Annotated in this window: 22 protein-coding genes; 10 read left to right on the forward strand and 12 right to left on the reverse strand. The window is 62.4% G+C overall.

The genetic code is table 11. From position 1 onward, the window contains the following. Nucleotides 1-95: 95 nt before the first annotated feature. The 7 genes from dapF to RBH77_RS05610 form a co-directional block, all read right to left on the reverse strand. Nucleotides 96-977, reverse strand: a complete 882-nt coding sequence (dapF, locus tag RBH77_RS05580) for a diaminopimelate epimerase (RefSeq protein WP_311031135.1) — start codon at nt 975-977, stop codon at nt 96-98. Between the two features lie 72 nt (nt 978-1049). Beyond that, entirely contained in the window at nt 1050-1784 is a 735-nt protein-coding gene (locus RBH77_RS05585; protein WP_311031136.1) for an ABC transporter ATP-binding protein, read from the reverse strand. Then, nucleotides 1781-2515 carry an ABC transporter ATP-binding protein gene (locus RBH77_RS05590; RefSeq protein ID WP_311031137.1) on the reverse strand — a complete coding sequence of 245 codons (735 nt, stop codon included), beginning with the start codon at nt 2513-2515 and terminating at the stop codon, nt 1781-1783. The genes RBH77_RS05585 and RBH77_RS05590 overlap by 4 nt, the downstream gene beginning before the upstream one ends. After that, entirely contained in the window at nt 2512-3462 is a 951-nt protein-coding gene (locus RBH77_RS05595; protein ID WP_311031138.1) for a branched-chain amino acid ABC transporter permease, read from the reverse strand. The genes RBH77_RS05590 and RBH77_RS05595 overlap by 4 nt, the downstream gene beginning before the upstream one ends. Continuing rightward, a complete protein-coding gene (locus tag RBH77_RS05600; RefSeq protein WP_311031139.1) occupies nt 3459-4322 on the reverse strand; it encodes a branched-chain amino acid ABC transporter permease in 864 nt (287 codons plus the stop codon). The genes RBH77_RS05595 and RBH77_RS05600 overlap by 4 nt, the downstream gene beginning before the upstream one ends. Before the next feature lie 151 nt (nt 4323-4473). Beyond that, complete coding sequence (locus tag RBH77_RS05605) at nt 4474-5685, reverse strand: amino acid ABC transporter substrate-binding protein (protein ID WP_371832841.1); 1212 nt, start codon at nt 5683-5685, stop codon at nt 4474-4476. A gap of 95 nt (nt 5686-5780) precedes the next feature. Then, complete coding sequence (locus RBH77_RS05610; RefSeq protein WP_311032436.1) at nt 5781-6791, reverse strand: MBL fold metallo-hydrolase; 1011 nt, start codon at nt 6789-6791, stop codon at nt 5781-5783. A gap of 140 nt (nt 6792-6931) precedes the next feature. On the opposite strand from RBH77_RS05610, the gene RBH77_RS05615 reads away from it, so the two are divergent. The 10 genes from RBH77_RS05615 to RBH77_RS05660 all read left to right on the forward strand — a co-directional run bounded on the left by RBH77_RS05615 (nt 6932) and on the right by RBH77_RS05660 (nt 18539). Beyond that, nucleotides 6932-7375 (forward strand): VOC family protein, encoded by a 444-nt coding sequence (locus tag RBH77_RS05615; RefSeq protein ID WP_311031140.1) that lies wholly within the window; start codon nt 6932-6934, stop codon nt 7373-7375. A 160-nt stretch (nt 7376-7535) separates the two neighbouring features. Beyond that, entirely contained in the window at nt 7536-8063 is a 528-nt protein-coding gene (locus RBH77_RS05620; protein ID WP_311031141.1) for a protease inhibitor Inh/omp19 family protein, read from the forward strand. 68 nt (nt 8064-8131) lie between these two features. Further along, nucleotides 8132-9304 carry a cell division protein ZapE gene (zapE, locus tag RBH77_RS05625; RefSeq protein WP_311031142.1) on the forward strand — a complete coding sequence of 391 codons (1173 nt, stop codon included), beginning with the start codon at nt 8132-8134 and terminating at the stop codon, nt 9302-9304. Between the two features lie 254 nt (nt 9305-9558). Further along, the gene (gene mdh / locus RBH77_RS05630) at nt 9559-10524 is read left to right on the forward strand and encodes a malate dehydrogenase (RefSeq protein WP_311032437.1); all 966 of its coding nucleotides are present in this window, start codon (nt 9559-9561) and stop codon (nt 10522-10524) included. A 39-nt stretch (nt 10525-10563) separates the two neighbouring features. Next, nucleotides 10564-11760: an ADP-forming succinate--CoA ligase subunit beta gene (sucC, locus tag RBH77_RS05635; protein ID WP_311031143.1), complete on the forward strand. Its 1197-nt coding sequence runs from the start codon at nt 10564-10566 to the stop codon at nt 11758-11760. 4 nt (nt 11761-11764) lie between these two features. Next, nucleotides 11765-12676: a succinate--CoA ligase subunit alpha gene (sucD, locus tag RBH77_RS05640; protein WP_311031144.1), complete on the forward strand. Its 912-nt coding sequence runs from the start codon at nt 11765-11767 to the stop codon at nt 12674-12676. A gap of 92 nt (nt 12677-12768) precedes the next feature. Further along, a complete protein-coding gene (locus tag RBH77_RS05645; RefSeq protein WP_311031145.1) occupies nt 12769-15759 on the forward strand; it encodes a 2-oxoglutarate dehydrogenase E1 component in 2991 nt (996 codons plus the stop codon). Between the two features lie 37 nt (nt 15760-15796). Next, nucleotides 15797-17086, forward strand: coding sequence for a 2-oxoglutarate dehydrogenase complex dihydrolipoyllysine-residue succinyltransferase (odhB, locus tag RBH77_RS05650; RefSeq protein ID WP_311031146.1), 1290 nt, complete (start codon nt 15797-15799; stop codon nt 17084-17086). A gap of 9 nt (nt 17087-17095) precedes the next feature. Then, nucleotides 17096-17734: a DUF4241 domain-containing protein gene (locus RBH77_RS05655; RefSeq protein WP_311031148.1), complete on the forward strand. Its 639-nt coding sequence runs from the start codon at nt 17096-17098 to the stop codon at nt 17732-17734. Nucleotides 17735-17795: 61 nt separating this feature from the next. Continuing rightward, nucleotides 17796-18539 (forward strand): SDR family oxidoreductase, encoded by a 744-nt coding sequence (locus RBH77_RS05660; RefSeq protein WP_311031149.1) that lies wholly within the window; start codon nt 17796-17798, stop codon nt 18537-18539. Nucleotides 18540-18692: 153 nt separating this feature from the next. On the opposite strand, the gene RBH77_RS05665 is transcribed toward RBH77_RS05660, so the two are convergent. The 5 genes from RBH77_RS05665 to RBH77_RS05685 all read right to left on the reverse strand — a co-directional run bounded on the left by RBH77_RS05665 (nt 18693) and on the right by RBH77_RS05685 (nt 23638). Further along, a complete protein-coding gene (locus tag RBH77_RS05665; protein WP_311031150.1) occupies nt 18693-20417 on the reverse strand; it encodes an ABC transporter substrate-binding protein in 1725 nt (574 codons plus the stop codon). Between the two features lie 80 nt (nt 20418-20497). Beyond that, the gene (locus RBH77_RS05670; RefSeq protein WP_311031151.1) at nt 20498-20785 is read right to left on the reverse strand and encodes a DUF2160 domain-containing protein; all 288 of its coding nucleotides are present in this window, start codon (nt 20783-20785) and stop codon (nt 20498-20500) included. A gap of 2 nt (nt 20786-20787) precedes the next feature. After that, nucleotides 20788-21657 (reverse strand): carbohydrate ABC transporter permease, encoded by an 870-nt coding sequence (locus tag RBH77_RS05675; RefSeq protein WP_311032438.1) that lies wholly within the window; start codon nt 21655-21657, stop codon nt 20788-20790. A gap of 41 nt (nt 21658-21698) precedes the next feature. Next, nucleotides 21699-22565: a carbohydrate ABC transporter permease gene (locus RBH77_RS05680; RefSeq protein ID WP_311031152.1), complete on the reverse strand. Its 867-nt coding sequence runs from the start codon at nt 22563-22565 to the stop codon at nt 21699-21701. 2 nt (nt 22566-22567) lie between these two features. Beyond that, nucleotides 22568-23638: an ABC transporter ATP-binding protein gene (locus tag RBH77_RS05685; RefSeq protein ID WP_311031153.1), complete on the reverse strand. Its 1071-nt coding sequence runs from the start codon at nt 23636-23638 to the stop codon at nt 22568-22570. Between the last annotated feature and the right edge of the window lie 6 nt (nt 23639-23644).

Raw genomic sequence — 23644 nt, forward strand, 5'->3', positions numbered from 1 at the left:
TCGATAGTAGTGGCTGCAAGCACGATGAAGGCGTCTCCCTCCCCCTTGTGGGGAGGGATTAAGGGTGGGGGTACGTTCGACTACAAAGCAACCCATCAAGCCGCGCCCTGCTCGTTGCGCATCCACTGGCCGGTGGCCGGATCGAGCGTGCCGGAAAACTCCCACTCCGCCGGGCCGGTCATGATCACATGATCGTCCTCGCGCCATTCGATCAGGAGCGGGCCGCCGGGTACGGTCACCGTCACAGTACGTTCCGTGCGCCGCGTCCGTGCGCCGCAGACGGCGGCGGCGCAGGCGGCCGAGCCGCACGCACGCGTCAGGCCGGCGCCGCGTTCCCATGTGCGGATGGTCATGGCGTCGGGCGCCGTCACTCGCGCTATCGAGATATTGGCACGTTCGGGGAAGATCGGATGATTCTCGAGCAGCGGGCCGAAGCGGTCGAGCGCGTACGACCAGACATCGTTCTCGACCCAGAAGATCGCATGCGGGTTGCCCATCGAAACGACTGAGGGCGAATGCAGGACGGGCTGGTCGATCGGCCCGACCTGAAGCTCTATCATGCGCGTGTCGCGGAACTCTTCGGCAAGCGGGATTTCCTGCCAGCCGAAACGGGGCTTGCCCATGTCGACGGAAATCAGCCCGTCCGCATGTTCATGCGCGTCGAGGATCCCGGCGACCGTCTCGAAGAGGAAATTCTTGCGGCCGGTCTCGGCGGCGAGCGCCTGTACGACGCAGCGCATGCCGTTGCCGCAGGCCTGCGCCGGGCTGCCGTCCGAATTGATGATCGAGACGTAATTGTCCGTACCGTCGGTGCGCGCGTCGTGGATCGCCATGATCTGGTCGAACTTCATGGCCGGATCGGCGTTGAGCGCAATCGCCGCCGCCGGCGCGATGCGGTCGGCGCGGCCGCGCATGTCGGCGACGATGATCTCGTTGCCGAGCCCGTTCATCCTGGCGAATTCGACGCGCTTTTCCATGCCGCACTGCAGCCCTATCCGCTTTCGGGGCCTATATGGCGGAAAAGGCCGGGGATTACCAGTATCGAGCCGTCAGAGGCCAAGATAGGCGCGGCGCACTTCGGGGTCGTCGATCAGATCCTTGGCGGCGCCCTCGTGGACGATGCGGCCGGTCTCCATGACATAGCCGCGGTCGGCGCCGGAAAGCGCCAGATGCACGTCCTGCTCGACCAGAAGAACGGTCACGCCCTCGTCGCGGATTTTCGCCAGCACCTGCATCAACTGCTCGACCACTACCGGGGCGAGGCCGAGGCTCATCTCATCGATCATCAGGAGGATAGGCCGCGCCATCAGCGCGCGGGCCATGGCGCACATCTGCTGCTCGCCGCCGGACATGGAGCCGGCAAGCTGCCGCCTCCGCTCGCCGAGGCGCGGGAAGAGGCCGTACATCCGCCCGAGGTCCTCGGCGACGCCCCCCTTGTCGGCGCGGCGATAGGCGCCCATCAGGAGATTGTCCTCGACCGTCATGCGGTCGAAAAGCTGGCGCCCTTCCGGCACCTGCACGAGGCCGGAGCCGAACGCCTCGTCCGGCGTCATCGGCACGAGGTCGCGGCCCTTGAACTCGATGCGGCCCGTCGCGGCGATGACGCGCGACAGGGCGCGCAGCATGGTGGTCTTGCCGGCGCCGTTGGAGCCGACCATGGCGACGATCTCCGCCGGGCGCACCTCCAGCGAGACCTCGTGCAGCACCGGCATGCCGCCATAGCCCGCGCCGAGGCCGGAAACCTTGAGCAACGCGCCGTCGGCGCTTTTCCCTGACGCGCTCATGCCCGCCTCTTGCCCAGATATGCCTCGACCACCGTCTTGTCGGAGAGGACCGCATCGGGCTCGCCGTCGGCGATCTTCTCGCCGTGATGGATCACCAGCAACCGGTCGGAGAGGCTCTTGATGGCCTTGATGACGTGTTCGATGACGAGAATGGTGATGCCGGAATCGCGTACTTTGCGGATGACGTCGATCACCTCGTCGATCTCGACATGGTTCAGTCCGGCCATAACCTCGTCGCAGAGCAGAAGTTTCGGCTCCATGGCCAGCGCCTTGGCGAGTTCGAGCCGCTTGCGGCCCGGGCCGCCAAGCTCGTCGGCGCGCTGGTCGGCGAAGCGGCCGAGCCCAACGAAATCAAGGTGGCGCCGTGCCTTTTCGCGTGCTTCCTTGAGGTCGGCTGTGCCTTCGCCCTTGCCGAAAAGGGCGCCGACGGCGACGTTGTCGAGCACCGACAGGCCGGGGAAGGGCCGCATGATCTGGAAGGTGCGGCCGATGCCGAGCCGGGCGCGGCGGAAGGCCGGCAGCGATCTGATGGAATGGCCCCCGAACATGATGTCGCCCGAACTCGGCGCAAGCGTGCCGCTGATGAGGCTCACCAGCGTGGTCTTGCCGGCACCGTTCGGGCCGATGACGCCGAGGATCTCGCCCTCGTTCAGCGTGAAGCTGACATCGTTGACGGCGATCAAGCCGGCGAAGCGCCGCGTGACGTGATCGATTTCCAGGATGGCGCTCATATGCGGTGCGCCTTGACGTTCTGGATGAAATAGCGCCAGCCGGAGGTGCGGAAGTGGCGGATTATGTCGGCGAGGCCGCGCGGCATCAATACGACTGCGGCCACCACGACGATGCCGAAGAACAGTCCGGCGACGCTGGTGATCTCGCTGGAAAGCACTTCGGAGATGGCCGAAAGCACGAACGCGCCGACGACCGGACCGAATATAGTGCCCGGCCCGCCGAACACGGCCATGATGATCATCTTGACGTTCAGGCTGATGTCGAAGGCGCTGGCCGGGTCGAGGAAGGTGATCCAGTAGGCCTGGATGCCGCCGGCAAGCGCGGAAAAGAGGCCTGAAAGCGCGAACGCCATCACCTTGTAGAGCGTCGTGTTGACGCCCATCACGGCCGCGCCCTCCTCATTCTCGCGGATGGCGATGAGGCCGAAGCCGAAGCGGCTTCTGGTCAGCCATGCGACGGTGAGCGTGGCCGCCACCAGAAGGGCGAGCGCCAGTTCGTAGAACATCGCATCGTTGTTGAGCGGCGGTAGCACCAGTCCGATATTCTGACCGAAGAGCGGGATATTGGAAACGATCGCGGCCACCACCTGCGCCAGCGCCAGCGTGGCGATGGCGAAATAGTGGCCTTTCAGCCGAAGCACGGGGAGGCCGAGCAGGATGGCGAAGGCCACGGCCATGACGGCGCCGAAGATCATACCGACCCAGAAGGGCAGGTTCCACTGGACCATGGCAATGGCGACACCATAGGCGCCGAGGCCGAAGAAAGTGGAATTGCCGAAAGAGGCGTACCCCGTATAGCCGCCGATGATATTCCAACCTTGGGCCAGCACGGCGAGAAGAAGCGTCGAAATGCCGAACTGCACGATCACGTCCGAACCGACCCACGGCACGGCCGCAAGGATGGCGACGACGACGACGGCGACAGCGATGCGTGCTGTGGTGCTCATGCCGTCCTCCCGAGAAGGCCGCTCGGCCGGATGATGAGTACCAGAACCAGCACGCCGAAGCTCGCCACGTCGCCGAAGGTGGCGCCGATATAGAGGATGGCGAGCGATTCGATGATGCCGAGCACCAGACCGCCGACGATCACGCCGAGCGGGTTGTCGAGGCCGCCGATGATGGCGATGGCGAAGCATTTCGCCGTCAGCGTCGCACCGATATAGGGGTTGATCTGCGAAACCGTGCCGTAGAGTCCGCCCGCGACACCGGCAAGCCCGATGCCGATGCCGAACGTCATAGCGTAGAGGTGCCGGGGTTCGACGCCGTAGAGCCGGGCCGCGACAAGGTTCTGCGCGGTCGCGCGGATGGCGCGACCGAGCTTCGTCCTCAGCAGAAACAGCCACATAGCGACTGTCAGCGCGATGGCGACACCGAAGGCCGCAAGCCGCACGGTCGGGATGACGACCGGGCCGAGCGCGACATTGGTGCCCGCGTAGGAGGGGTTGATGGTGCGGAAATCGGCGGAGAAGGCGAGTTGCGCCAGATAGGTCAGCACGACCTCCATGCCGAAGGTGATGAGCAGCGTGTTGAACATCGGCGCGCGCACGACGAGGTTCAGTATTCCCCGCTGCACTGCATAGCCGACACCGAACATGACGATCGCCGTGATCGGCAGGCCGAGGAACGGGTCGATGCCGAGATAGACATAGAGATGCCAGGCGAGATAGGCGCCCAACATGATGAAGGCGCCGTGGGCCAGGTTGACGATGTTGAGGACGCCCCAGACGAGCGCAAGCCCCAGCGCCATGATCGCGTAGAGCCCGCCCAGAAGGATGCCGTTGATCAGGACTTGCGCGAGCAGATCCAAGCAGTCCCCTCCCTTTCGCCGATCCGCCTCAGTTTTCGAGACCGCTTATGAAAGCCACTTGTCCGTCCCATCCAGACAGTGCAGCTATGCGGCCCTTCTCCCCGTTGATACGGGGAGAAGGGTAGTATGGCAACGCTTTCGAGTGTTTTCCTCAGCGCTTGTCCCAGGCCGGCATCGGGTATTTCGGCTTCTCAACGAAGCCCTTGGCACCGTAGACCGCCGCGACCTTGCCTTCCTGAACCTGGATCACCGTCTGCGGCAGGTCGATCTGGCCGTTCTCGGCGAAGGCGATCTTGCCATAGAGGCTGTCGAGGCTGAGCTTGGCGAGGGCGTCCCGGACCTTGGCCTTGTCGGTGCCACCGGCGTCCTCGATCGCCTGCGCGAAGGCTTCGACATCGGCCACGCCGGAGGCGGCGTGGTAGTCAGGCTCATAGCCGTATTTCGCCTTGTAGGCTTCGGCGAACTGCGCCGCATCGCCGAACCATTTGTCCTTGTTGTCGGCGGAAGGCAGCCATGCGGTCATGCCGAAAGCATAATCCGCGTCCTTGCCGAGCGCCTTGCGGAAATCCTCGCTCGGCACGCCGACGGTGAAGGAATACATCTTCGGCGCGACAGCGAGACTCTTGGCCTGGCGCACGAAATTCAGGATCTCGGTTTCGTGGCCGGCGACCAGCACCGCTTCGGCGCCGTTGCTCTTGATCTGCGACAGGAGCGAATTGAAGTCGCTCGCGTTGGAGCTGTACTTCTCGTCCATCACCGTATCGAGCCCGGCGCTCTTCAAGAGATCGCGCGTGCCCTTGGCGACGGAAACGTCGAAGGCGTCATCCGCATAGAGGAGCGCCACCTTCTTCGGTGCCGGATCGAGCTCCTTCAGCATGTTGACGGTCGAGCCGAAATAATTGCTCGCCGGCGCCAGCGTGCCGAAGATGTATTTGAACTTGCGCGAGAAGATCTGGTCCGACGCGCCGCCGCCCTGGACCATCGGGATCTGGTATTTTTCAGAAACCGCAGAATCGGCCAGCGCGAAATTGGAAGCGAAGGGGCCGAGCAGGAAATCTACCTTATCCTGCGAGACGAGCTGCGTGTACTGGCGCACGCTCAAGTTCACGTCGGACTGGTTGTCGTAGATTTTCAGCGCCAGCTTGACCTGTTCGCCGCCGACCTTGACACCGCCCGCCTCGTTGATCTTGTTGACGGCGAACTCGTAGGCGTCCTTGTAGTAGCGGCCGGTATTGGCCGATGGTCCGGTAAGCTGTACCGAGGCGCCGAGTACGATGTCCTTCGCCATCGCCATGCCCGACGAGAGCGCAAGCGCCGTTGCGGCGAGCAGGGCGCAAGCCAGTTTTGTCTTTCCGTTAGACATTATTCTTCCTCCCTTATGAGATTTGATTTTATTCGCGATCCGCGATGGGATGGTCCGCACAATTGTTTCATCGACGCACCATGTCAACTTAGTGATTAGTCGCAAAGGCCGCGTGGTTCCGGCACGTCCCAGACCTCACCCGGCCGCAAGGCGCGGAAACGGTCACGTGCCAAGCCGGCGGTGTCGAGAGCCTCGCGCAACCTGTCCGACGGTTCCGCTATCGGCTCGTTAGTGAGATGAAACGTGCCCCAATGATGGCCGGCCGCATAGGCAGCGTTGGCGAGTTGCATTCCCTCCACAGCCTCTTGGGGGTTCTGGTGCTGCGCCTTCATGAACCAGCGTGGCTCATAGGCGCCGATTGGCAGGATCGCCAGCCGGAAACCACCATGCCTTTGTGCTGCCGCACGATAGTTGCGGCCGGCGTGAAAGCCGGTATCGCCGATGTGATAGATGTTGCCCGCCGGCGTTGCGATCACGAAGGCCGACCACAGCGCCATGCGCCGGTCGCGCGTGCCGCGCGCGGACCAGTGGTGCGCGAGCTCGAAATGGACGGCGCATCCTCCGGCCATCTCCAGCCTGTCGCCCCAATCGCCGGTCTCGATCCGCATCCCGGGCGCGTAGCGGCGGATAATCGCGTCGTTGCCGAGCGGGGTGACGACGAGCGGATCGTGCTTCGCCTTGAGCCAGGCGAGCGTGGCGCCGTCGAGATGGTCATAATGGTTGTGGCTAAGGAGGATCAGATCGATCGGCGGCAGGTCCTCGATGCGGATGCCGGGCGGATTGACGCGCTTCGGACCGAGTGAGGAGAAGGGCGAAGCGCGTGCCGACCAGACCGGATCGGTCAGGATGTTCAGGCCGGCCATCTGCAGGAGGAGGGTCGCGTGGCCCACCATGGTGACGCGCAGGCGATTGCCGTCGAGCCGCTCCGCCGGCCGCACGGGTTCGAAGGGGCTCGGCCAGAAGGCGGGCCATTTCGCGCGGCCGCGTCCCAGTTGCCATTTCAGGAGATCGCTGAATGAGCGCGGTGCGGCGCCCTCCGGATTGAAGAAATGGGTGCCGTCGAAATGGTCGCTTGGCGGACCGGAATAGTAGGGATTGCCTGCCATCGCCGTCTTGCCGGGCACCTCGCTCTTCACGCGTTTGTCGAGGCGAAGATATCCGACGGCAGCGCTTCGGCAAGCGTCACCGCGACTTGTGTCCGGACATCGTTCGCTACAGGCTGGCCGCGCGGGAACGCGGAGATTCGATGATGGTCAAGAAGCGAACGGGTGAACCATGGATGCCGGCGCCGCAATTCGGCCGCTCGCTTTCACGTGGGATCGGCATCAATCTTCTGGTGCCGGATGTCGCGGAGATGGCGGGTTTCTGCCGTGAAGTCCTCGGTGCAACGATCGTCTATGCCGACGAGGATTTCGCCGCTGTCGAGTTGGCCGGCTCGACCTTCATGCTGCATGCCGATCACACCTATCGCGACCATGAGATGGTCGGAGTCGTTCCGGCTGAAGGCGTTCGCGGAGCAGGCGTCGAAATCCGTGTCTACGGCCTCGATCCCGACCTGGTGGAGACGCGCGCCCGGCAATTAGGTGCCATCGTCCTCTCCGGTTCGGTCGACAAGCCGCATGGCTTGCGCGAGTGCCACATCGTGGGACCAAATGGCTATGTATTCGTGCCGGGTATCGCGCTAAGGTAGCAGGGTCAATAGCCTGGTAACGGAAGCGGCAACCGTATTTTAACCATGAGCAGTTGGAATCCTCCTCGCCTGCGCCATAATTTAGGCGCCAGGGACGAAGCGGCCTGTCGCGATCGGGATACAGCCGCATGACGAGGACTCGCTCCTACGGAGGACTGCAATGACTGTTTCGAGAACCGGCCTGCTCGCCGTGTGCCTGGTGGCGTTCGCGGTGGCGGGCTGCCAGAGCTCGCGTTTCGGCAGGCTCGATCAACCAGAGCCGCAGCCATTGCCGGCGACGCCGACCCCGCCGGTCTCGCAGAACCAGTTGCCGCCTCCGACAACGACCAGCCCCAATCAGTTCCCGACCGCTCCGGGCGCGACGACACAAGCCCCGAACGACCAGATGGCGGCGAATGCTCCCGACATCTCCAAGGAAAGCATGTCGGGCGTGTGGACGGCTTCCGTCGCCGGCCAGAGTTGCAAGGTGGCGATGGGCCTGACCAAATACGGCTCGAACTACCGGGCCGCGCCGCTCCGCTGTCCGGCGCCGATCGAGAACATCAAGGGCTGGGACATCAAGGGCAAGCAACTGGTGCTCTACGACCAGAACGGCGTGCAGATCGCCGGACTCTATTCGACCGGCGGCCAGCGCTTCGACGGCCAAACCAATGGCGGGCAGGGCATCACGCTGGCGCTCGGCCAGTAGCGCTTGATCGCAGCCGGCAGATAGCGCAAGAGCAGCCGGAACGCTCCCTTCGGAACAGACGGCTTCTCATGTCCCTGCGTGATGCCTCATCCGCGCTTCCCTCCGTCGCGCATCGCTACCGGCACCTTGCGGAAACGGGTGAGGTCCGCCGGGACGCCGCACAGGAAAAAGCCGCCGCTGACCTCGATCGGCTGATCGGCGAAATCTCGTCCAGCCGGCTTGCCGCCAAGTCGAGCGCGCTCGGCTGGCTGTTCGCCAAGCGGCAGGACCGGAAGAAGCCCGTCAAGGGCATCTACCTTTACGGCAGCGTCGGCACGGGCAAGACGATGCTTATGGACATGTTCTTCCAACTTGTCCCTTCGCGTCGCAAGCGCCGCGCGCATTTCAACGATTTCATGGCCGACGTGCATGATCGCATCGATGCCCACCGCAAGGCGTTGAAACGAGGAGAAGCAAAGGGAGACGATCCCATCCCACCGGTCGCGGCGGCGATCGCGGAAGAAGCGCGGGTGCTCTGCTTTGACGAGTTCACCGTCACCGACATCGCCGATGCGATGATCCTGTCGCGCCTGTTCTCGGCGCTTTTCTCGCAGGGCGTGGTGCTTGTCGCGACCTCGAATGTGGCACCTGCCGACTTATACCGCGAAGGACTCAACCGGCAGCTTTTCCTGCCTTTCATCGATCTTCTCGAAGAACATGTTCATGTGCTGCGGCTCGATTCCGGCGTTGATTACCGGCAGGAGAAACTTTCCCACCTGCCGGTTTACCTGACCCCGCTCGGCGTCGAAACGGACTGCCGAATGGATGAAGCCTGGAAGATCGCGGCAAACGGCGACGTCGAGGCGCCGGTGGACCTGACCGTCAAGGGCCGTACCGTTCATGTGCCGCGCGCGGTGCGGGACGTGGCCCGCTTCAGCTTTGCCGAGCTTTGCGAGAAGCCGCACGGCGCCCGCGACTTCCTCGCCATCGCCGCGCGCTTCCACACGATCTTCATCGACCATATCCCGGTCCTGGAGCAGACGCGCCGCAACGAGACCAAACGCTTCATCCTGCTGATCGACACGCTCTACGATCGCCATGCGCGTATTGTGGTCAGCGCTGAGGCAGCGCCGGAGAAGCTTTATGCGGGCAGAACCGGCACGGAGGCTTTCGAGTTCGAGCGTACGGCCTCACGGCTGATAGAGATGCAGAGCGATGAATGGCTGGAGACGGCGCAAAAGCATGCCGAGACCGCAGTCTAGGCTGGCCGGCATGCTAAATATATTACGTTTACGTAAATCCCATGTGACTTAACCGATTGAAAATATTGGGGCAGAAATTTCCGGTTGAGTTATCGGCTCGGCAAGTCTATGTGCTTCTGCGAATGGGCAGCTTCCCTGCCCGTCGCGATGCCGTCTCCCGGCTTCTCAGGCGCCGGCCGGCATGGCGGTTAAACGCTGCTCCTCGGGCCGCTATTTCTTAGGCCGGCAATTCACGCGAAAGGGAAATGACTGAGATGGCACGCAACCGGATCGCCCTCATCGGCTCGGGTATGATTGGCGGCACGCTCGCCCATTTGATCGGCCTCAAGGAACTGGGCGACGTCGTCCTGTTCGACATCGCCGAGGGCATACCGCAGGGCAAGGGCCTCGACATAGCGCAATCCTCGGCGGTCGAGGGCTTCGACGCTAAATTCGCCGGCGCCAGTGCCTATTCGGCCATCGAAGGCGCGGATGTCTGCATCGTAACCGCCGGCGTGCCGCGCAAGCCCGGCATGAGCCGCGACGACCTGCTGGGCATCAATCTGAAGGTGATGGAACAGGTAGGCGCCGGCATCAAGAAATACGCGCCCAAGGCCTTCGTGATCTGCATCACCAACCCGCTCGACGCCATGGTCTGGGCGCTACAGAAGTTTTCCGGCCTGCCGAAGACACATGTGGTCGGCATGGCGGGCGTGCTCGATTCGGCGCGCTTCCGCTATTTCCTTTCCGACGAGTTCAAGGTCTCCGTCGAGGATGTCAGCGCCATGACGCTCGGCGGCCATGGCGACGACATGGTGCCACTGGTGCGCTACTCCACCGTTGCCGGCATCCCGCTGCCGGACCTCATCAAGATGGGCTGGACCTCGAAGCAGAAGCTCGACGCCATCGTCGAGCGCACGCGCAAGGGTGGCGGCGAGATCGTCGGCCTGTTGAAATCCGGCTCGGCCTATTACGCGCCGGCTTCCTCTGCGATCGCGATGGCCGAGGCCTATCTCAAGGATAAGAAGCGGGTGCTGCCCTGCGCCGCCCATCTCTCGGGCCAGTACGGCGTCAAAAACATGTATGTCGGCGTTCCGGCGGTGATCGGTGCGGGCGGCGTCGAGCGCGTCATCGAACTCGATCTCAACAAGAGCGAGCAGAAGATGTTCGACAAGTCGGTGGCGGCCGTGCGGACACTCTGCGAGGCCTGTGCCAACATCGCCCCCAACCTCAAGAAATAACCGGGAACAAGAGACAGGCCAAGTAACAGGATTGGGCGGATGAATATCCACGAATACCAGGCAAAGCAGGTTCTGAAGGGATATGGCGCGCCTGTCGCCGACGGCGTGCCGATCTTCAAGGCAGGTGAGGCGGAAGCCGCCGCCAAGAAGCTTCCCGGCCCGCTTTATGTCGTGAAGAGCCAGATTCATGCCGGCGGCCGCGGCAAGGGCAAGTTCAAGGAATTGTCGGCAGACGCCAAGGGCGGCGTCCGCTTGGCGAAATCGGTAGAAGAGGTCGTCGCAAACGCCAACGAAATGCTCGGGGCTACGCTGGTGACCAAGCAGACCGGGCCGGCCGGCAAGCAGGTCAACCGCCTCTACATCGAGGATGGCGCCGATATCGACCGTGAACTCTATCTATCGCTTCTGGTCGACCGCACGGTCGGCCGCGTCGCCTTCGTGGTCTCGACCGAGGGCGGCATGGATATCGAGACCGTCGCACATGACACGCCGGAGAAGATCGTCACGGTTGCGATCGATCCGGAGGCCGGTGTCACCGAGACAGACGTGAAGAAGCTCAACAATGCGCTAAAGCTTTCGGGCGATGCGGCCAAGGATGGCGGGAAGCTTTTTCCGCTCCTCTACCGCGCGTTCCTCGACAAGGACATGAGCTTGCTCGAAATCAATCCACTGATCGTCATGAAAAACGGGCATCTGAGGGTGCTCGACGCCAAGGTCTCCTTCGACAACAACGCCCTTTTCCGCCACCCGGATATCGTGGAACTGCGCGATACGACCGAGGAGGACGCCAAGGAGATCGAGGCGTCGAAATACGACCTCGCCTATGTCGCGCTCGACGGCAATATCGGCTGCATGGTGAACGGCGCCGGGCTTGCCATGGCGACGATGGACATCATCAAGCTCTACGGCGCGGAGCCGGCGAACTTCCTCGATGTCGGCGGCGGCGCCAACAAGGAGAAGGTAACGGCCGCCTTCAAGATCATCACCGCCGATCCGAACGTAAAGGGCATTCTGGTCAACATCTTCGGCGGCATCATGCGCTGCGACGTGATCGCGGAAGGCGTGATCGCGGCGGTCAAGGAGGTCGGGCTGAAAGTGCCGCTCGTCGTCCGTCTCGAAGGCACCAATGTCGAACTCGGCAAGAAGATCATCAACGAAAGCGGGCTGAACGTGATCTCGGCCGACGATCTCGACGATGCCGCTCAGAAGATCGTGAAGGCGGTGAAGGGAAACTGAATTAATGTCCATTCTCGTTGACAAGAACACGAAAGTCCTCGTCCAGGGGCTGACCGGCAAGACCGGCACATTCCACACAGAGCAGGCGCTTGCCTATCACGGCACGCAGATGGTCGGCGGGACACATCCGACGAAGGGCGGCCAGAAATGGCAGGGCAAGGTCAACGGCAAGGCGGTGGAACTGCCGATCTTCTCCTCGCTCGCGGAAGGCAAGGACAGGACGGGCGCGACGGCATCGGTGATCTATGTCCCGCCGGCCGGTGCCGCGGAAGCCATCATAGAGGCGATCGAGGCCGACATGCCGCTGATCATCTGCATCACCGAGGGTATCCCGGTGCTCGACATGGTCAAGGTCAAGGCGAAGCTCGACAAGTCGAAGTCGCGGCTCATCGGCCCCAACTGTCCGGGTGTGCTGACGCCCAACGAATGCAAGATCGGTATCATGCCCGGCAACATCTTCAAGAAGGGTTCGGTGGGCGTTGTTTCACGTTCCGGAACGCTTACCTATGAGGCGGTGTTCCAGACCACGAATGAAGGTCTCGGCCAGACCACGGCCGTCGGCATCGGCGGCGACCCGGTCAAGGGTACGGAGTTCATCGACATGCTTGAGATGTTCCTAGCCGACGAGGCGACCAAATCCATCGTGATGATCGGCGAGATTGGCGGCTCGGCCGAAGAGGACGCCGCCCAGTTCATCCGCGACGAGGCCAAGAAAGGCCGCAAGAAACCGATGGTGGGCTTCATCGCCGGGCGTACCGCGCCGAAAGGGCGCACCATGGGTCATGCCGGCGCCGTCATCTCCGGTGGCAAGGGCGGGGCGGAAGACAAGATCGCGGCGATGGAAGCGGCGGGCATCCGGGTTTCGCCCTCGCCGGCGCAGCTTGGCAAGACGTTGGTGGACGTGATCAAGGGGTAAGGCAATAGGCAGTCGGATTCCAATTCTTTCGATTGTCGATTGCCCGAAGACGACTGCCCAAACAGGAGACGGAGCAAGCGCTCCGAAAGACGATGCGACGACAAGATCAGGCAAACGACCAGTTTTCGCTCACCTCTTTCCTCTATGGCGGCAATGCCAGCTATGTCGAGGAACTCCAGGCCCAGTACGAGAAGGACCCGAATTCGGTGAATGCCGAATGGCGGGATTTCTTCGCTTCCTTGAAGGACGAGCCCGACGACGTCATCCGCAACGCCAAGGGCGCATCGTGGAAGAAGCCCGGCTGGCCGATCGTTGCCAATGGCGAACTCGTTTCCGCTCTCGACGGCAACTGGGCGCTGGTCGAGAAGCATATCGAACGCAAGGTGAAGGCGAAGGCGAAGGCGGCCGAGGCCGGCGCCGAGCTGGGCGAGACCGAAATCCACCAGCAGACGCGCGATTCGGTGCGCGCCATCATGATGATCCGCGCCTACCGCATGCGCGGCCATCTGCACGCCAATCTCGATCCGCTCGGCATCGCCAAGCCGTTGGAGGACTATAACGAGCTGTCGCCGGAGAATTACGGCTTCACCGAAGCCGACTATGACCGGCCGATCTTCATCGACAATGTGCTCGGGCTGGAATTCGCAACCATCCGCGAGATGCTGGACATTCTCCAGCGCACCTATTGCTCGACGCTCGGTGTCGAGTTCATGCATATCTCCAATCCCGAGGAGAAGGCCTGGATACAGGAGCGTATCGAGGGGCCGGACAAGGGCATAGCCTTCACGCCAGAGGGCAAGAAGGCGATCCTGCAGAAGCTGGTCGAGGCGGAGGGCTTCGAGCAATTCCTCGACGTGAAGTACAAGGGCACCAAGCGCTTCGGCCTCGATGGCGGCGAATCGCTGATCCCGGCGATGGAGCAGATCGTCAAGCGCGGCGGCGCCATGGGTATGAAGGAGATCGTGCTCGGTATGGCGCATCGCGGCCGCTTGAACATGCTTTCGCAGGTCATGGGCAAGCCGCACCGGGCGATCTTCCATGAATTCAAGGGCGGCTCGTTCACGCCCGACGATGTCGAAGGCTCCGGCGACGTGAAGTACCATCTCGGCACTTCCTCCGATCGCGAGTTCGACGGCAACAAGGTGCATATGTCGCTGACGGCGAATCCCTCGCATCTCGAGATCGTCAATCCTGTGGTCATGGGCAAGGCGCGCGCCAAGCAGGACATCGTCTTCGGGCGCAAGCGCGAGGAGATGGTGCCGTTGGAGGAGCGCGCGAAGGTGCTGCCTCTCCTGATCCATGGCGATGCGGCTTTCGCCGGCCAGGGTGTCGTGGCTGAGATGTTCGGCCTTTCCGGCCTGCGCGGGCACCGCGTGGCCGGTACGCTGCACTTCATCATCAACAACCAGATCGGCTTCACTACCGATCCGCGCTTCTCGCGTTCCTCGCCCTATCCGTCCGATGTCGCGAAGATGATCGAGGCGCCGATCTTCCACGTCAACGGCGATGACCCGGAGGCGGTCGTCTACGCGGCCAAGGTGGCAACCGAGTTCCGCATGATCTTCCACAAGCCGGTCGTGGTCGACATGTTCTGCTATCGCCGCTACGGCCACAATGAGGGCGACGAGCCGTCTTTCACGCAGCCGCTGATGTACAGTGAAATCCGGACGCACAAGACGACGCTTCAGCTCTACGGCGAGAAGCTGATCGCCGAACAGCTCATCACCCAGGAAGAATTCGACCGGATGAAGGCTGACTGGCGTGCCCGCCTTGATGGCGAATGGGAAACAGGCCAGTCCTACATGCCCAACAAGGCCGATTGGCTGGACGGCGCATGGACCGGGCTCAGGAAGGCCGACAACGAGGACGAGCAGCGGCGCGGCAAGACAGCCGTGCCGGCCAAGACGCTGAAGGAGATCGGCCGCAAGCTGACCGAAATCCCCAAGGATTTCGAGGCGCACCGAACCATCATGCGGTTCCTCGAACATCGGGCGAAGATGATCGAGACGGGCGAGGGGATCGACTGGTCGACGGCCGAGGCGCTGGCTTTCGGGTCGATCCTGATGGAAGGGAATCCGATCCGCCTGTCAGGCCAGGATTCCGAGCGTGGCACCTTCTCGCAGCGCCATTCCGTGCTTTACGACCAAAAGGACGAAGCCCGCTACATCCCCCTCAACAACCTCTCACCCGCGCAGGCGAATTACGAAGTCGTCAACTCCATGCTTTCGGAAGAAGCGGTGCTCGGCTTCGAATACGGCTTCTCGCTGGCCGAGCCACGCGCGCTGACGCTCTGGGAGGCGCAATTCGGCGATTTCGCCAACGGCGCCCAGGTCCTCTTCGATCAGTTCATCTCGTCGGGCGAGCGCAAGTGGCTCAGAATGTCGGGATTGGTCTGCCTGTTACCGCATGGCTATGAAGGGCAGGGGCCGGAGCATTCCTCGGCCAGGCTGGAGCGTTTTCTGCAACTGTGTGCCGAAGACAATATGCAGGTCGCCAACTGCACCACGCCGGCAAACTATTTCCATATATTGCGCCGGCAGTTGAAGCGCGACTTCCGCAAGCCGCTTATCCTGATGACGCCAAAGTCGCTTCTGAGGCACAAGAGGGCGGTGTCGACGCTCGCCGAAATGTCTGGCGAAAGCTCGTTCCACCGGCTTCTGTGGGACGACGCGCAATATCTCGACAACGAGCCGATCAAGCTGGTCAAGGATTCCAAGATCCGCCGCGTGGTGCTGTGCTCGGGCAAGGTCTATTACGACCTTTACGAGGAGCGCGAGAAGCGCGGCATCAACGACATCTACCTGCTGCGCGTCGAGCAGCTCTACCCGTTCCCGGCCAAGGCTCTCATCAACGAGTTGTCGCGCTTCCGCAACGCGGAGATGGTATGGTGCCAGGAAGAGCCGAAGAATATGGGCGCCTGGTCCTTCATCGACCCCTATCTGGAATGGGTGCTTGCCCATATCGACGCCAAGCATCAGCGCGTGCGCTATACCGGCCGTCCGGCCGCCGCATCGCCCGCGACCGGCCTGATGTCGAAACATCGCGCGCAGCTCGAGGCCTTCCTCGAAGATGCGCTCGGTTAGCTCCTCATTGCTCAACCCAAGGCAACGGAAAATTTCAATGACCACCGAAATCCGCGTTCCGACCCTCGGCGAGTCCGTAACGGAAGCCACCATCGGCAAATGGTTCAAGGCGGCGGGCGACCCGATCGCCGTGGACGAGCCGCTGGTCGAGCTCGAGACCGATAAGGTAACCATCGAGGTGCCCGCGCCGTCCGCGGGAACGCTTGCCGAGATCGCCGCGAAGGAAGGCGAGACGGTCGAGGTCGGCGCGCTGCTCGGCTCGATCGCGGAGGGAAGCGGCAAGGCGTTACCCGCCAAGAAGGCCGAGCCCGCAAAGCCGGCGGAAGAAAAGCCGCAGGCGGTGTCGCAAGCCGCCGGTGCAGCGGCTGCCGGGTCGACGGGCGAAGCGGCGGCGAAGACGTCCAGGATCGCCGGCCAGGAGCCGGTTGAGGAACGCGCCATGCCGCCCGCTCCTTCCGCCGCCAAGTTGATGGCGGAAAAGAACGTCTCCGCCGGTCAGGTGGAAGGCTCGGGCAAACGTGGGCAGATCCTGAAAGCGGACGTGCTGGAGGCTTTGTCGAAGGGCGCGGCCTCGCAGCCGGCCGAGGCGCCGCGCGAAGCGCGCGCACCGTCACCAGCCGCCGACCAGGCCGGCGAAGAGCGCGTCCGCATGACCAAGCTTCGGCAGACCATCGCACGTCGACTTAAGGACGCCCAGAACGTCGCCGCCATGCTGACGACATTCAACGAGGTCGACATGGGTGCGGTCATGGCGTTGCGCGCCAAGTACAAGGACATCTTCGAGAAGAAGCATGGCGTGAAGCTTGGCTTCATGGGCTTCTTCACCAAGGCGGTCACTCACGCGCTGAAGGAAATCCCCAACGTCAATGCCGAGATCGACGGCACCGATATCATCTACAAGAATTACTGCCATATCGGCGTGGCGGTCGGTACGGATCGCGGCCTCGTCGTGCCGGTGGTGCGTGACGCCGACCGGATGGGTATCGCCGAGATCGAGAAGGAGATCGGCCGCCTCGGTGTGGCCGCTCGCGACGGCAAGCTGTCGGTGGCAGACATGCAGGGCGGCACCTTTACCATCTCGAACGGCGGCGTCTACGGCTCGCTTATGTCGACGCCGATCCTTAACGCCCCGCAGTCCGGTATCCTCGGCATGCACAAGATCCAGGAGCGGCCGATGGCGATCGGCGGGCAGGTCGTTATCCGCCCGATGATGTATCTGGCGCTCTCCTACGACCACCGCATCGTCGACGGCAAGGAAGCGGTGACCTTCCTGGTGCGCGTCAAGGAAAGCCTGGAGGACCCCGAGCGGCTGGTACTCGATCTTTAGGTAAGCCAAGTGGCGGGGAAGCCGGCCGGTGAACGCCTGGTCTTCCGTCTCGCGGAAGCGGCGGATAGCGAGCTAGCGGCGCACGATCTGCGGCGAGCTGGTCTTGGCCAGCTTTATCTGCCAACCGGGCGGCTGCTGATCTGCGATCCAACGCCTGGTATGTCTGATTCCGAGCCCCTTGAACGCGCCGTCGCGCCTGGCCGGTATCTTGTTTCCGCTTTCGCTCATGAAGACCGAAACGCCTTCGCGCTGTTGCGCTTTTCGACGGAACGAATCGCCCGCTGGGAAACCGCGCCGATAGAATTGATCGTCGATGGCGGCGAGCCCTCACGCTACAGCGGTGGGTGCATCGTCGATAGCGGCTTCGCGGGTTTCATGGACATGGAAACCCATAACCTCATCGATCTTCGCGACAACGCCGAGCAGGACGACAATCCAGACTACGAAGGCTATATTTTCGACGCGCTTCTCGAGTCGTTCTTTGACGAGGAAGCTGGTCTCCACTGCCCGATCAAGGGTGATCCGCGCAATGTAGCGGCCTTTACCAGCGGCTATGGCGATGGCGAATATCCTGCGTTCTGGGGGCTGGATGCGGCTGATTCACCCGTGCTTTTGTTATGCGATTTCCTCGTTATCGAGCGAAGCTGATTGGTACGATGACGCAGCATCAGACCGAGAGAGAAAGGCGTGACGGCGGGAGTTCAGCACCATGAAGGCAGTTCTGGTGACGGGCGGCTCGCGGGGCATCGGTGCAGCGGTATGTCGACTGGCCGCTAGGTCAGGCTATGCGGTCGCCGTCAATTTCGCTTCGAACGAAGAGGCCGCTCGCAGGGTCGTGGCGGAGATCGATGCGAGCGGCGGCGAAGCCTTCGCCGTCAAAGGCGATGTCGGAACCGAAGCCGACGTGATGGCGATGTTCGAAGCCGTGGACAAGCGCTTCGGCAGGCTGGACGCTCTCGTTAACAATGCCGGCGTCGTCGATCTCGTAGCGCGTGTCGACGAGATGAGCGCGGAACGGATAGAGCGTATCCTGCGTATCAATGTGCTCGGCGCATTCCTGTGTGCGCGGGAGGCCATAAAGCGCATGTCCACGCGCCATGGCGGCAGGGGCGGCGTCATCGTCAATATGTCCTCGGCGGCGGCAAGACTTGGAGGCGTTGGCCTCTATGTGGATTATGCCGCGTCGAAGGGGGCGATCGATACGATGACGATCGGCCTTTCGCGCGAGGTGGCCCGTGAGGGCATACGGGTCAACGCCGTCCGGCCCGGGATGATCGATACCGAAATCCATGCCGATAGCGGCGATCCCGACCGCGCCAGAAAGATCGCCGACACTATTCCGGTGGGCCGCCCGGGTACGGCCGAGGAGATCGCCAATGCGGTAGTCTGGCTGCTCTCCGACGAAGCTTCCTATGTCCAGGGGGCGATACTCGACGTGAGCGGCGGTCGCTGACATGAGAGCATTCCAGGAAAAATGGGAACCGATTTTCCGTCCGGAATTGCGTAAAAAGCGAAATGATGTAGCGCCGGCTATTTCCTCCAACATCGATCGAAAAAGGGAGGCGGGTGACCGCCTCCCCTATTCATTCAAGCGATGGCAAGTCGGCTATTCGTTCCAGCTCTTCACAAGCTCATCATAGCCGATCGTCTCCGGCTTTTCCTTCTCGTTGTCGAGCTTGAGTTGCGGCGCCAGCGTGCCGTGCTCCTTGGCGTAGTTGTTCCAGTACGCCAGATCGTGCTCCTCGTTGAGCTTCGGCCCGATGTCGCCCTGGACGCCAGCGCGCTCGAGGCGGGAGAGCACGCTCTCCTGAGCCGCGCAAAGGGCGTCCATTGCCTCCTGCGGCGTCTTGGCGCCGGAGGCCGCGTCACCGATGTTCTGCCACCAGAGTTGTGCCAGCTTCGGATAGTCGGGAACGTTGGTGCCGGTCGGGGTCCACTGCACGCGGGCCGGGGAGCGGTAGAACTCGATCAGGCCACCAAGCTTCGGCGCGCGCTCGGTGAAGCTCTTGTCGTGAATGGTGGAGTCGCGGATGAAGGTCAGGCCGACCTGGCTCTTCTTGACGTCTACCGTCTTCGAGGTGACGAACTGCGCGTAAAGCCACGCGGCCTTGGCGCGGTCGGTCGGCGTCGACTTCAGAAGCGTCCACGATCCGACGTCCTGATAGCCGAGCTTCATTCCCTTCTGCCAGTAGGAGCCGTGCGGCGAGGGCGCGACGCGCCATTTTGGCGTGCCATCCTCGTTGACGACCGGCAGGCCGGGCTTGGCCATGTCGGCGGTGAAGGCGGTGTACCAGAAGATCTGCTGGGCGATATTGCCCTGCGAAGGCACCGGCCCGGATTCGGAGAAGGTCATGCCCGCCGCTTCTGGCGGAGCATATTTCTTCAGCCATTCCAGATATTTGACGATCGAATAGACCGCTGCCGGGCCGTTGGTGTCACCGCCGCGCGCCACGCAGGAGCCGCTCGGGCGGTCATGATCGTCGACGCGGATACCCCATTCGTCGACCGGCTTGCCGTTCGGCAGGCCCTTGTCGCCGTTTCCGGCCATGGAAAGCCAGGCATCGGTGAAGCGCCAGCCGAGCGAGGGGTCCTTCTTGCCATAGTCCATATGGCCATAGACCTTCTTGCCATCTTCCTCGCGGCCGGTGAAGAACTCGGCAATATCTTCATAGGCTGACCAGTTGACCGGCACGCCGAGGTCATAGCCGTATTTAGCCTTGAAGTCCGCCTTGTTCTTGGGATCGTTGAACCAGTCGTAACGGAACCAGTAGAGATTGGCGAATTGCTGGTCCGGCAACTGGTAGAGCTTCCCGTCCGGCGCCGTGGTGAAGGAAGTGCCGATGAAGTCCTTGAGATCGAGCATCGGGTTCGTGACGTCCTTGCCCTCGCCGGCCATCCAGTCGGTCAGGTTGCGCACCTGCTTGTAGCGCCAGTGCGTCCCGATCAGGTCGGAATCGTTGACCCAGCCGTCATAGAGGTTCTGGCCCGTCTGCATCTGGGTCTGGATCTTCTCGACGACGTCGCCCTCCTGGATGACGTCATGCACTACCTTGATGCCCGTAATCTTGGTGAACCATGGGGCCAGCGTCTTCGATTCATAGGCATGGGTCGTCAGCGATTCGGAAACGACCTTGATCTCCATGCCCTGGAAGGGCTTGGCGGCATCCACGAACCACTGCATTTCCTTTTCCTGGTCAGCACGGGAAAGCGTGGAAACGTCGCCGATCTCCTGGTCGAGGAACTGCTTCGCCTCGTCCATTCCGGCCCAGGCATTGCCTGTAATCATGATCACGACAAGAGCTGTCGTCGATGCTAGTAAGTGCCGTCGCATTTCGTGTCCTCCCTTTCAAAAAGGTTCGAGTGCGATTTGGAGCGGTCGCCGGCATGCGGCCGCTCCAACAGTTCCTCCCCCTAGACGAGGCGGAATACGCCGATCGCGTAGACCACGGACAGGGCGAGAGCCCACCACAGGTTCGGCCCAACGAGGCCGAGCCATGCGAGAGTGATGAAAGCGCTTCCGAGCAGCGAGACGAAGAGTCGGTCGCCGCGCGTCGTCTCGAAGCGCAGGATGCCGATGCGCGGATTGCCGCCCGGCGAGACGTATTCCCAGGCGCCCATGCCGATAAGCAGCAGCGCGATGACGATGAAGAAGGCGGCCGTCGGCCATGTCCACGCCATCCAGGAGAGATTGAGGTTCATGATCATACCCTCCCGAGCGCGAAGCCCTTGGCGATGTAGTTCCTGACAAACCAGATGACGAGCGCGCCGGGGATCAGTGTCAGAACGCCTGCGGCGGCAAGCAATCCCCAATCCATGCCCGCCGCCGAGACGGTGCGGGTCATCACAGCGGCGATCGGCTTGGCATCGGTCGTCGTCAGCGTGCGGGCTATCAGAAGCTCGACCCAGGAAAACATGAAGCAGAAGAAGCAGGCGACCCCGATGCCGCTCGCGATCAGCGGCATGAATATCTTGAAGAAGAAGCGCGGGAAGGAATAGCCGTCGATATAGGCGGTCTCGTCGATCTCCTTCGGCACGCCGGACATGAAGCCCTCGAGGATCCACACGGCCAGCGGCACATTGAAGAGGCAGTGCGCCAGCGCTACCGCCCAATAGGTGTCGATCAATCCGAAGGCCGAATAAAGCTGGAAGAAGGGCAGCGCGAACACCGCCGGCGGTGCCATGCGGTTGGTCAAAAGCCAGAAGAACAGATGCTTGTCGCCGAGGAAGCGATAACGCGAGAAGGCATAGGCGGCCGGCAGCGCTGCGGAAACCGAGATCACCATGTTGATGACGACATAGCTGATCGAATTGATGTAGCCGGAATACCACGAGCGATCGGTGAAGATGATCACGTAGTTGCGCAGCGTCGGCTCGTGCGGATAGAGCGTGAGCGAGGTGACGATCTCGTGGTTCGTCTTGAAGCTCATATTGGCGAGCCAGTAGATCGGCAGGAGCAGGAAGACGATGTAGAGCGTCGGCACCAGCCACCACCAACGCGATTCCTCTCCCCGGCGCCGCATGCGACGAGCGATGATATCGTCGGCAACGGAGCGGGCGACGCCGCCCGTCATGTCGGCCTCACGTATGATTGCCCTGTCTTTCGCCTCGGCCATCAGTTCCCCGCCTCGCGATTGGTCATGACCGTGTAGAAAATCCACGAAAACAACAGGATGATCAGGAAATAGACGAGCGACATCGCGGCAGCCTGCCCGAGGTTGAATTCGCCGAGCGCTAGCTTCACGAGGTCGATCGAAAGGAACGTCGTCGAATTGCCGGGGCCACCGCCGGTGACGACGAAAGGCTCGGTGTAGATCATGAACGAGTCCATGAAGCGCAGCAGGATGGCGATCAGGAGCACGCGGTTCATCTTCGGCAATTGGATGTAGCGGAAGACGGCCCAACGCGATGCGCCGTCGATCTTGGCAGCCTGGTAGAAGGCATCCGGGATGGAGACGAGACCGGCATAGGAGAGCAGTACCACGAGGCTCGTCCAGTGCCAGACATCCATGAGGATGACCGTCACCCATGCATCGAAGGGATCGCGCACATAATTATAGTCGATGCCCGCGCGGTCGACATAATAGCCGAGCAGGCCGATATCGGTGCGGCCGAAGACCTGCCAGATCGTACCAACCACGTTCCAGGGAATGAGGAGCGGCAGCGCCATCAGTACGAGGCAGACGGGCACGCCCCATCCACGCCGCGGCATGTTGAGCGCGATGAGGATGCCGAGCGGCACCTCTATCGCGAGAATGATGAAGGAGAAGATCAGGTTGCGGCCCATCGCGTTCCAGAAGCGCTGCGAGCCCAGCACCTGCTGGAACCACTCGGTTCCGGCCCAGAAGAAGACGTTGTTGCCGAACGTGTCCTGCACCGAATAGTTGACCACCGTCATCAGCGGGATCACGGCCGAGAAGGCGACCAGCACCAGCACCGGCAGCACCATGAACCAGGCCTTGTTGTTCCAGGTCTTGTCCATGGCTACGCCCCCATCTCCACCCGCCAGGAATTGGCGTAGAGATTGATGCCGGCCGGATCGAAGCTGATACGCGCCTCGGCCGATACTTCCGCCTCTTCCGGCACGATCGCCGCGATCTGGTGACCGTCGAGCGCCGCATGTACGATCTTATGGCGGCCGATATCCTCGACCTTGGCGATGGCGACCGGCATGCCTTCGCGGCCGACGCGCACATATTCGGGCCGGACGCCGAGTTCGGTGACGGCGGCCGCGTTTCCGCCGGGCTTGCCTGGCAGGTGGACCGTGCGCTCGCCGATCCGAGCCACATCGCCGTTCACCTTCACCGGCAGTACGTTCATGCCGGGCGAGCCGATGAAATAGCCGACGAAGGTGTGGCTCGGGCGCTCGAACAGTTCCGCCGGTTTGCCGATCTGGACGATCTGGCCGTCATACATGACCGCCACCGTGTCGGCGAATGTCAACGCCTCGGTCTGGTCGTGCGTGACATAGACCATGGTATGGCCGAAGCGCTTGTGCAGCACCTTCAACTGCGAGCGCAGCATCCATTTCATATGCGGGTCGATCACGGTGAGCGGTTCGTCGAAAAGGATGGCGTTGACGTCGGAGCGCACAAGGCCGCGGCCGAGCGAGATCTTCTGCTTCTGGTCGGCGGTCAGGCCCCGAGCCTTGCGGTTGGCCCAGTCGCCGAGGTCTATCATGTCGATGATCTCGGTGACCTTGCGGTCGATCTCCGCTTTCGGCACGCCGCGATTCCTGAGCGGGAAGGCGAGATTCTCATAGACCGTCATCGTGTCGTAGACGACGGGGAACTGGAACACCTGCGCTATGTTGCGCTCCTGCGTCGATAGGCGACTGACATCGCGGCCGTCGAAGAGGATGCGGCCTTCGGTCGGGCGCAGCAGCCCGGAGATGATATTGAGAAGCGTGGTCTTGCCGCAGCCGGATGGCCCGAGCAGGGCATAGGCGCCGCCGTCGGCGAAGGTATGCTCCACCTCCTTCAGCGCGTAGTCATCCGGCGAGCGCGGGTGCTCCACATAGGACTGGCGGATATGATCGAGATCGATACGTGCCATTCCCGT

Source organism: Mesorhizobium koreense (genome assembly GCF_031656215.1).
Lineage (GTDB): Bacteria > Pseudomonadota > Alphaproteobacteria > Rhizobiales > Rhizobiaceae > Mesorhizobium_L > Mesorhizobium_L koreense.

Coding starts and splice junctions, on each gene's coding strand:
- dapF (WP_311031135.1), bottom strand. CDS start 977: ATGGAAAAGCGCGTCGAATTCGCCAGGATGAACGGGCTCGGCAACGAG.
- RBH77_RS05585 (WP_311031136.1), bottom strand. CDS start 1,784: ATGAGCGCGTCAGGGAAAAGCGCCGACGGCGCGTTGCTCAAGGTTTCC.
- RBH77_RS05590 (WP_311031137.1), bottom strand. CDS start 2,515: ATGAGCGCCATCCTGGAAATCGATCACGTCACGCGGCGCTTCGCCGGC.
- RBH77_RS05595 (WP_311031138.1), bottom strand. CDS start 3,462: ATGAGCACCACAGCACGCATCGCTGTCGCCGTCGTCGTCGTCGCCATC.
- RBH77_RS05605 (WP_371832841.1), bottom strand. CDS start 5,685: ATGTCTAACGGAAAGACAAAACTGGCTTGCGCCCTGCTCGCCGCAACG.
- RBH77_RS05610 (WP_311032436.1), bottom strand. CDS start 6,791: ATGGCAGGCAATCCCTACTATTCCGGTCCGCCAAGCGACCATTTCGAC.
- RBH77_RS05615 (WP_311031140.1), top strand. CDS start 6,932: ATGATGGTCAAGAAGCGAACGGGTGAACCATGGATGCCGGCGCCGCAA.
- RBH77_RS05620 (WP_311031141.1), top strand. CDS start 7,536: ATGACTGTTTCGAGAACCGGCCTGCTCGCCGTGTGCCTGGTGGCGTTC.
- zapE (WP_311031142.1), top strand. CDS start 8,132: ATGTCCCTGCGTGATGCCTCATCCGCGCTTCCCTCCGTCGCGCATCGC.
- mdh (WP_311032437.1), top strand. CDS start 9,559: ATGGCACGCAACCGGATCGCCCTCATCGGCTCGGGTATGATTGGCGGC.
- sucC (WP_311031143.1), top strand. CDS start 10,564: ATGAATATCCACGAATACCAGGCAAAGCAGGTTCTGAAGGGATATGGC.
- sucD (WP_311031144.1), top strand. CDS start 11,765: ATGTCCATTCTCGTTGACAAGAACACGAAAGTCCTCGTCCAGGGGCTG.
- RBH77_RS05645 (WP_311031145.1), top strand. CDS start 12,769: ATGCGACGACAAGATCAGGCAAACGACCAGTTTTCGCTCACCTCTTTC.
- odhB (WP_311031146.1), top strand. CDS start 15,797: ATGACCACCGAAATCCGCGTTCCGACCCTCGGCGAGTCCGTAACGGAA.
- RBH77_RS05660 (WP_311031149.1), top strand. CDS start 17,796: ATGAAGGCAGTTCTGGTGACGGGCGGCTCGCGGGGCATCGGTGCAGCG.
- RBH77_RS05665 (WP_311031150.1), bottom strand. CDS start 20,417: ATGCGACGGCACTTACTAGCATCGACGACAGCTCTTGTCGTGATCATG.
- RBH77_RS05670 (WP_311031151.1), bottom strand. CDS start 20,785: ATGAACCTCAATCTCTCCTGGATGGCGTGGACATGGCCGACGGCCGCC.
- RBH77_RS05675 (WP_311032438.1), bottom strand. CDS start 21,657: ATGACGGGCGGCGTCGCCCGCTCCGTTGCCGACGATATCATCGCTCGT.
- RBH77_RS05680 (WP_311031152.1), bottom strand. CDS start 22,565: ATGGACAAGACCTGGAACAACAAGGCCTGGTTCATGGTGCTGCCGGTG.
- RBH77_RS05685 (WP_311031153.1), bottom strand. CDS start 23,638: ATGGCACGTATCGATCTCGATCATATCCGCCAGTCCTATGTGGAGCAC.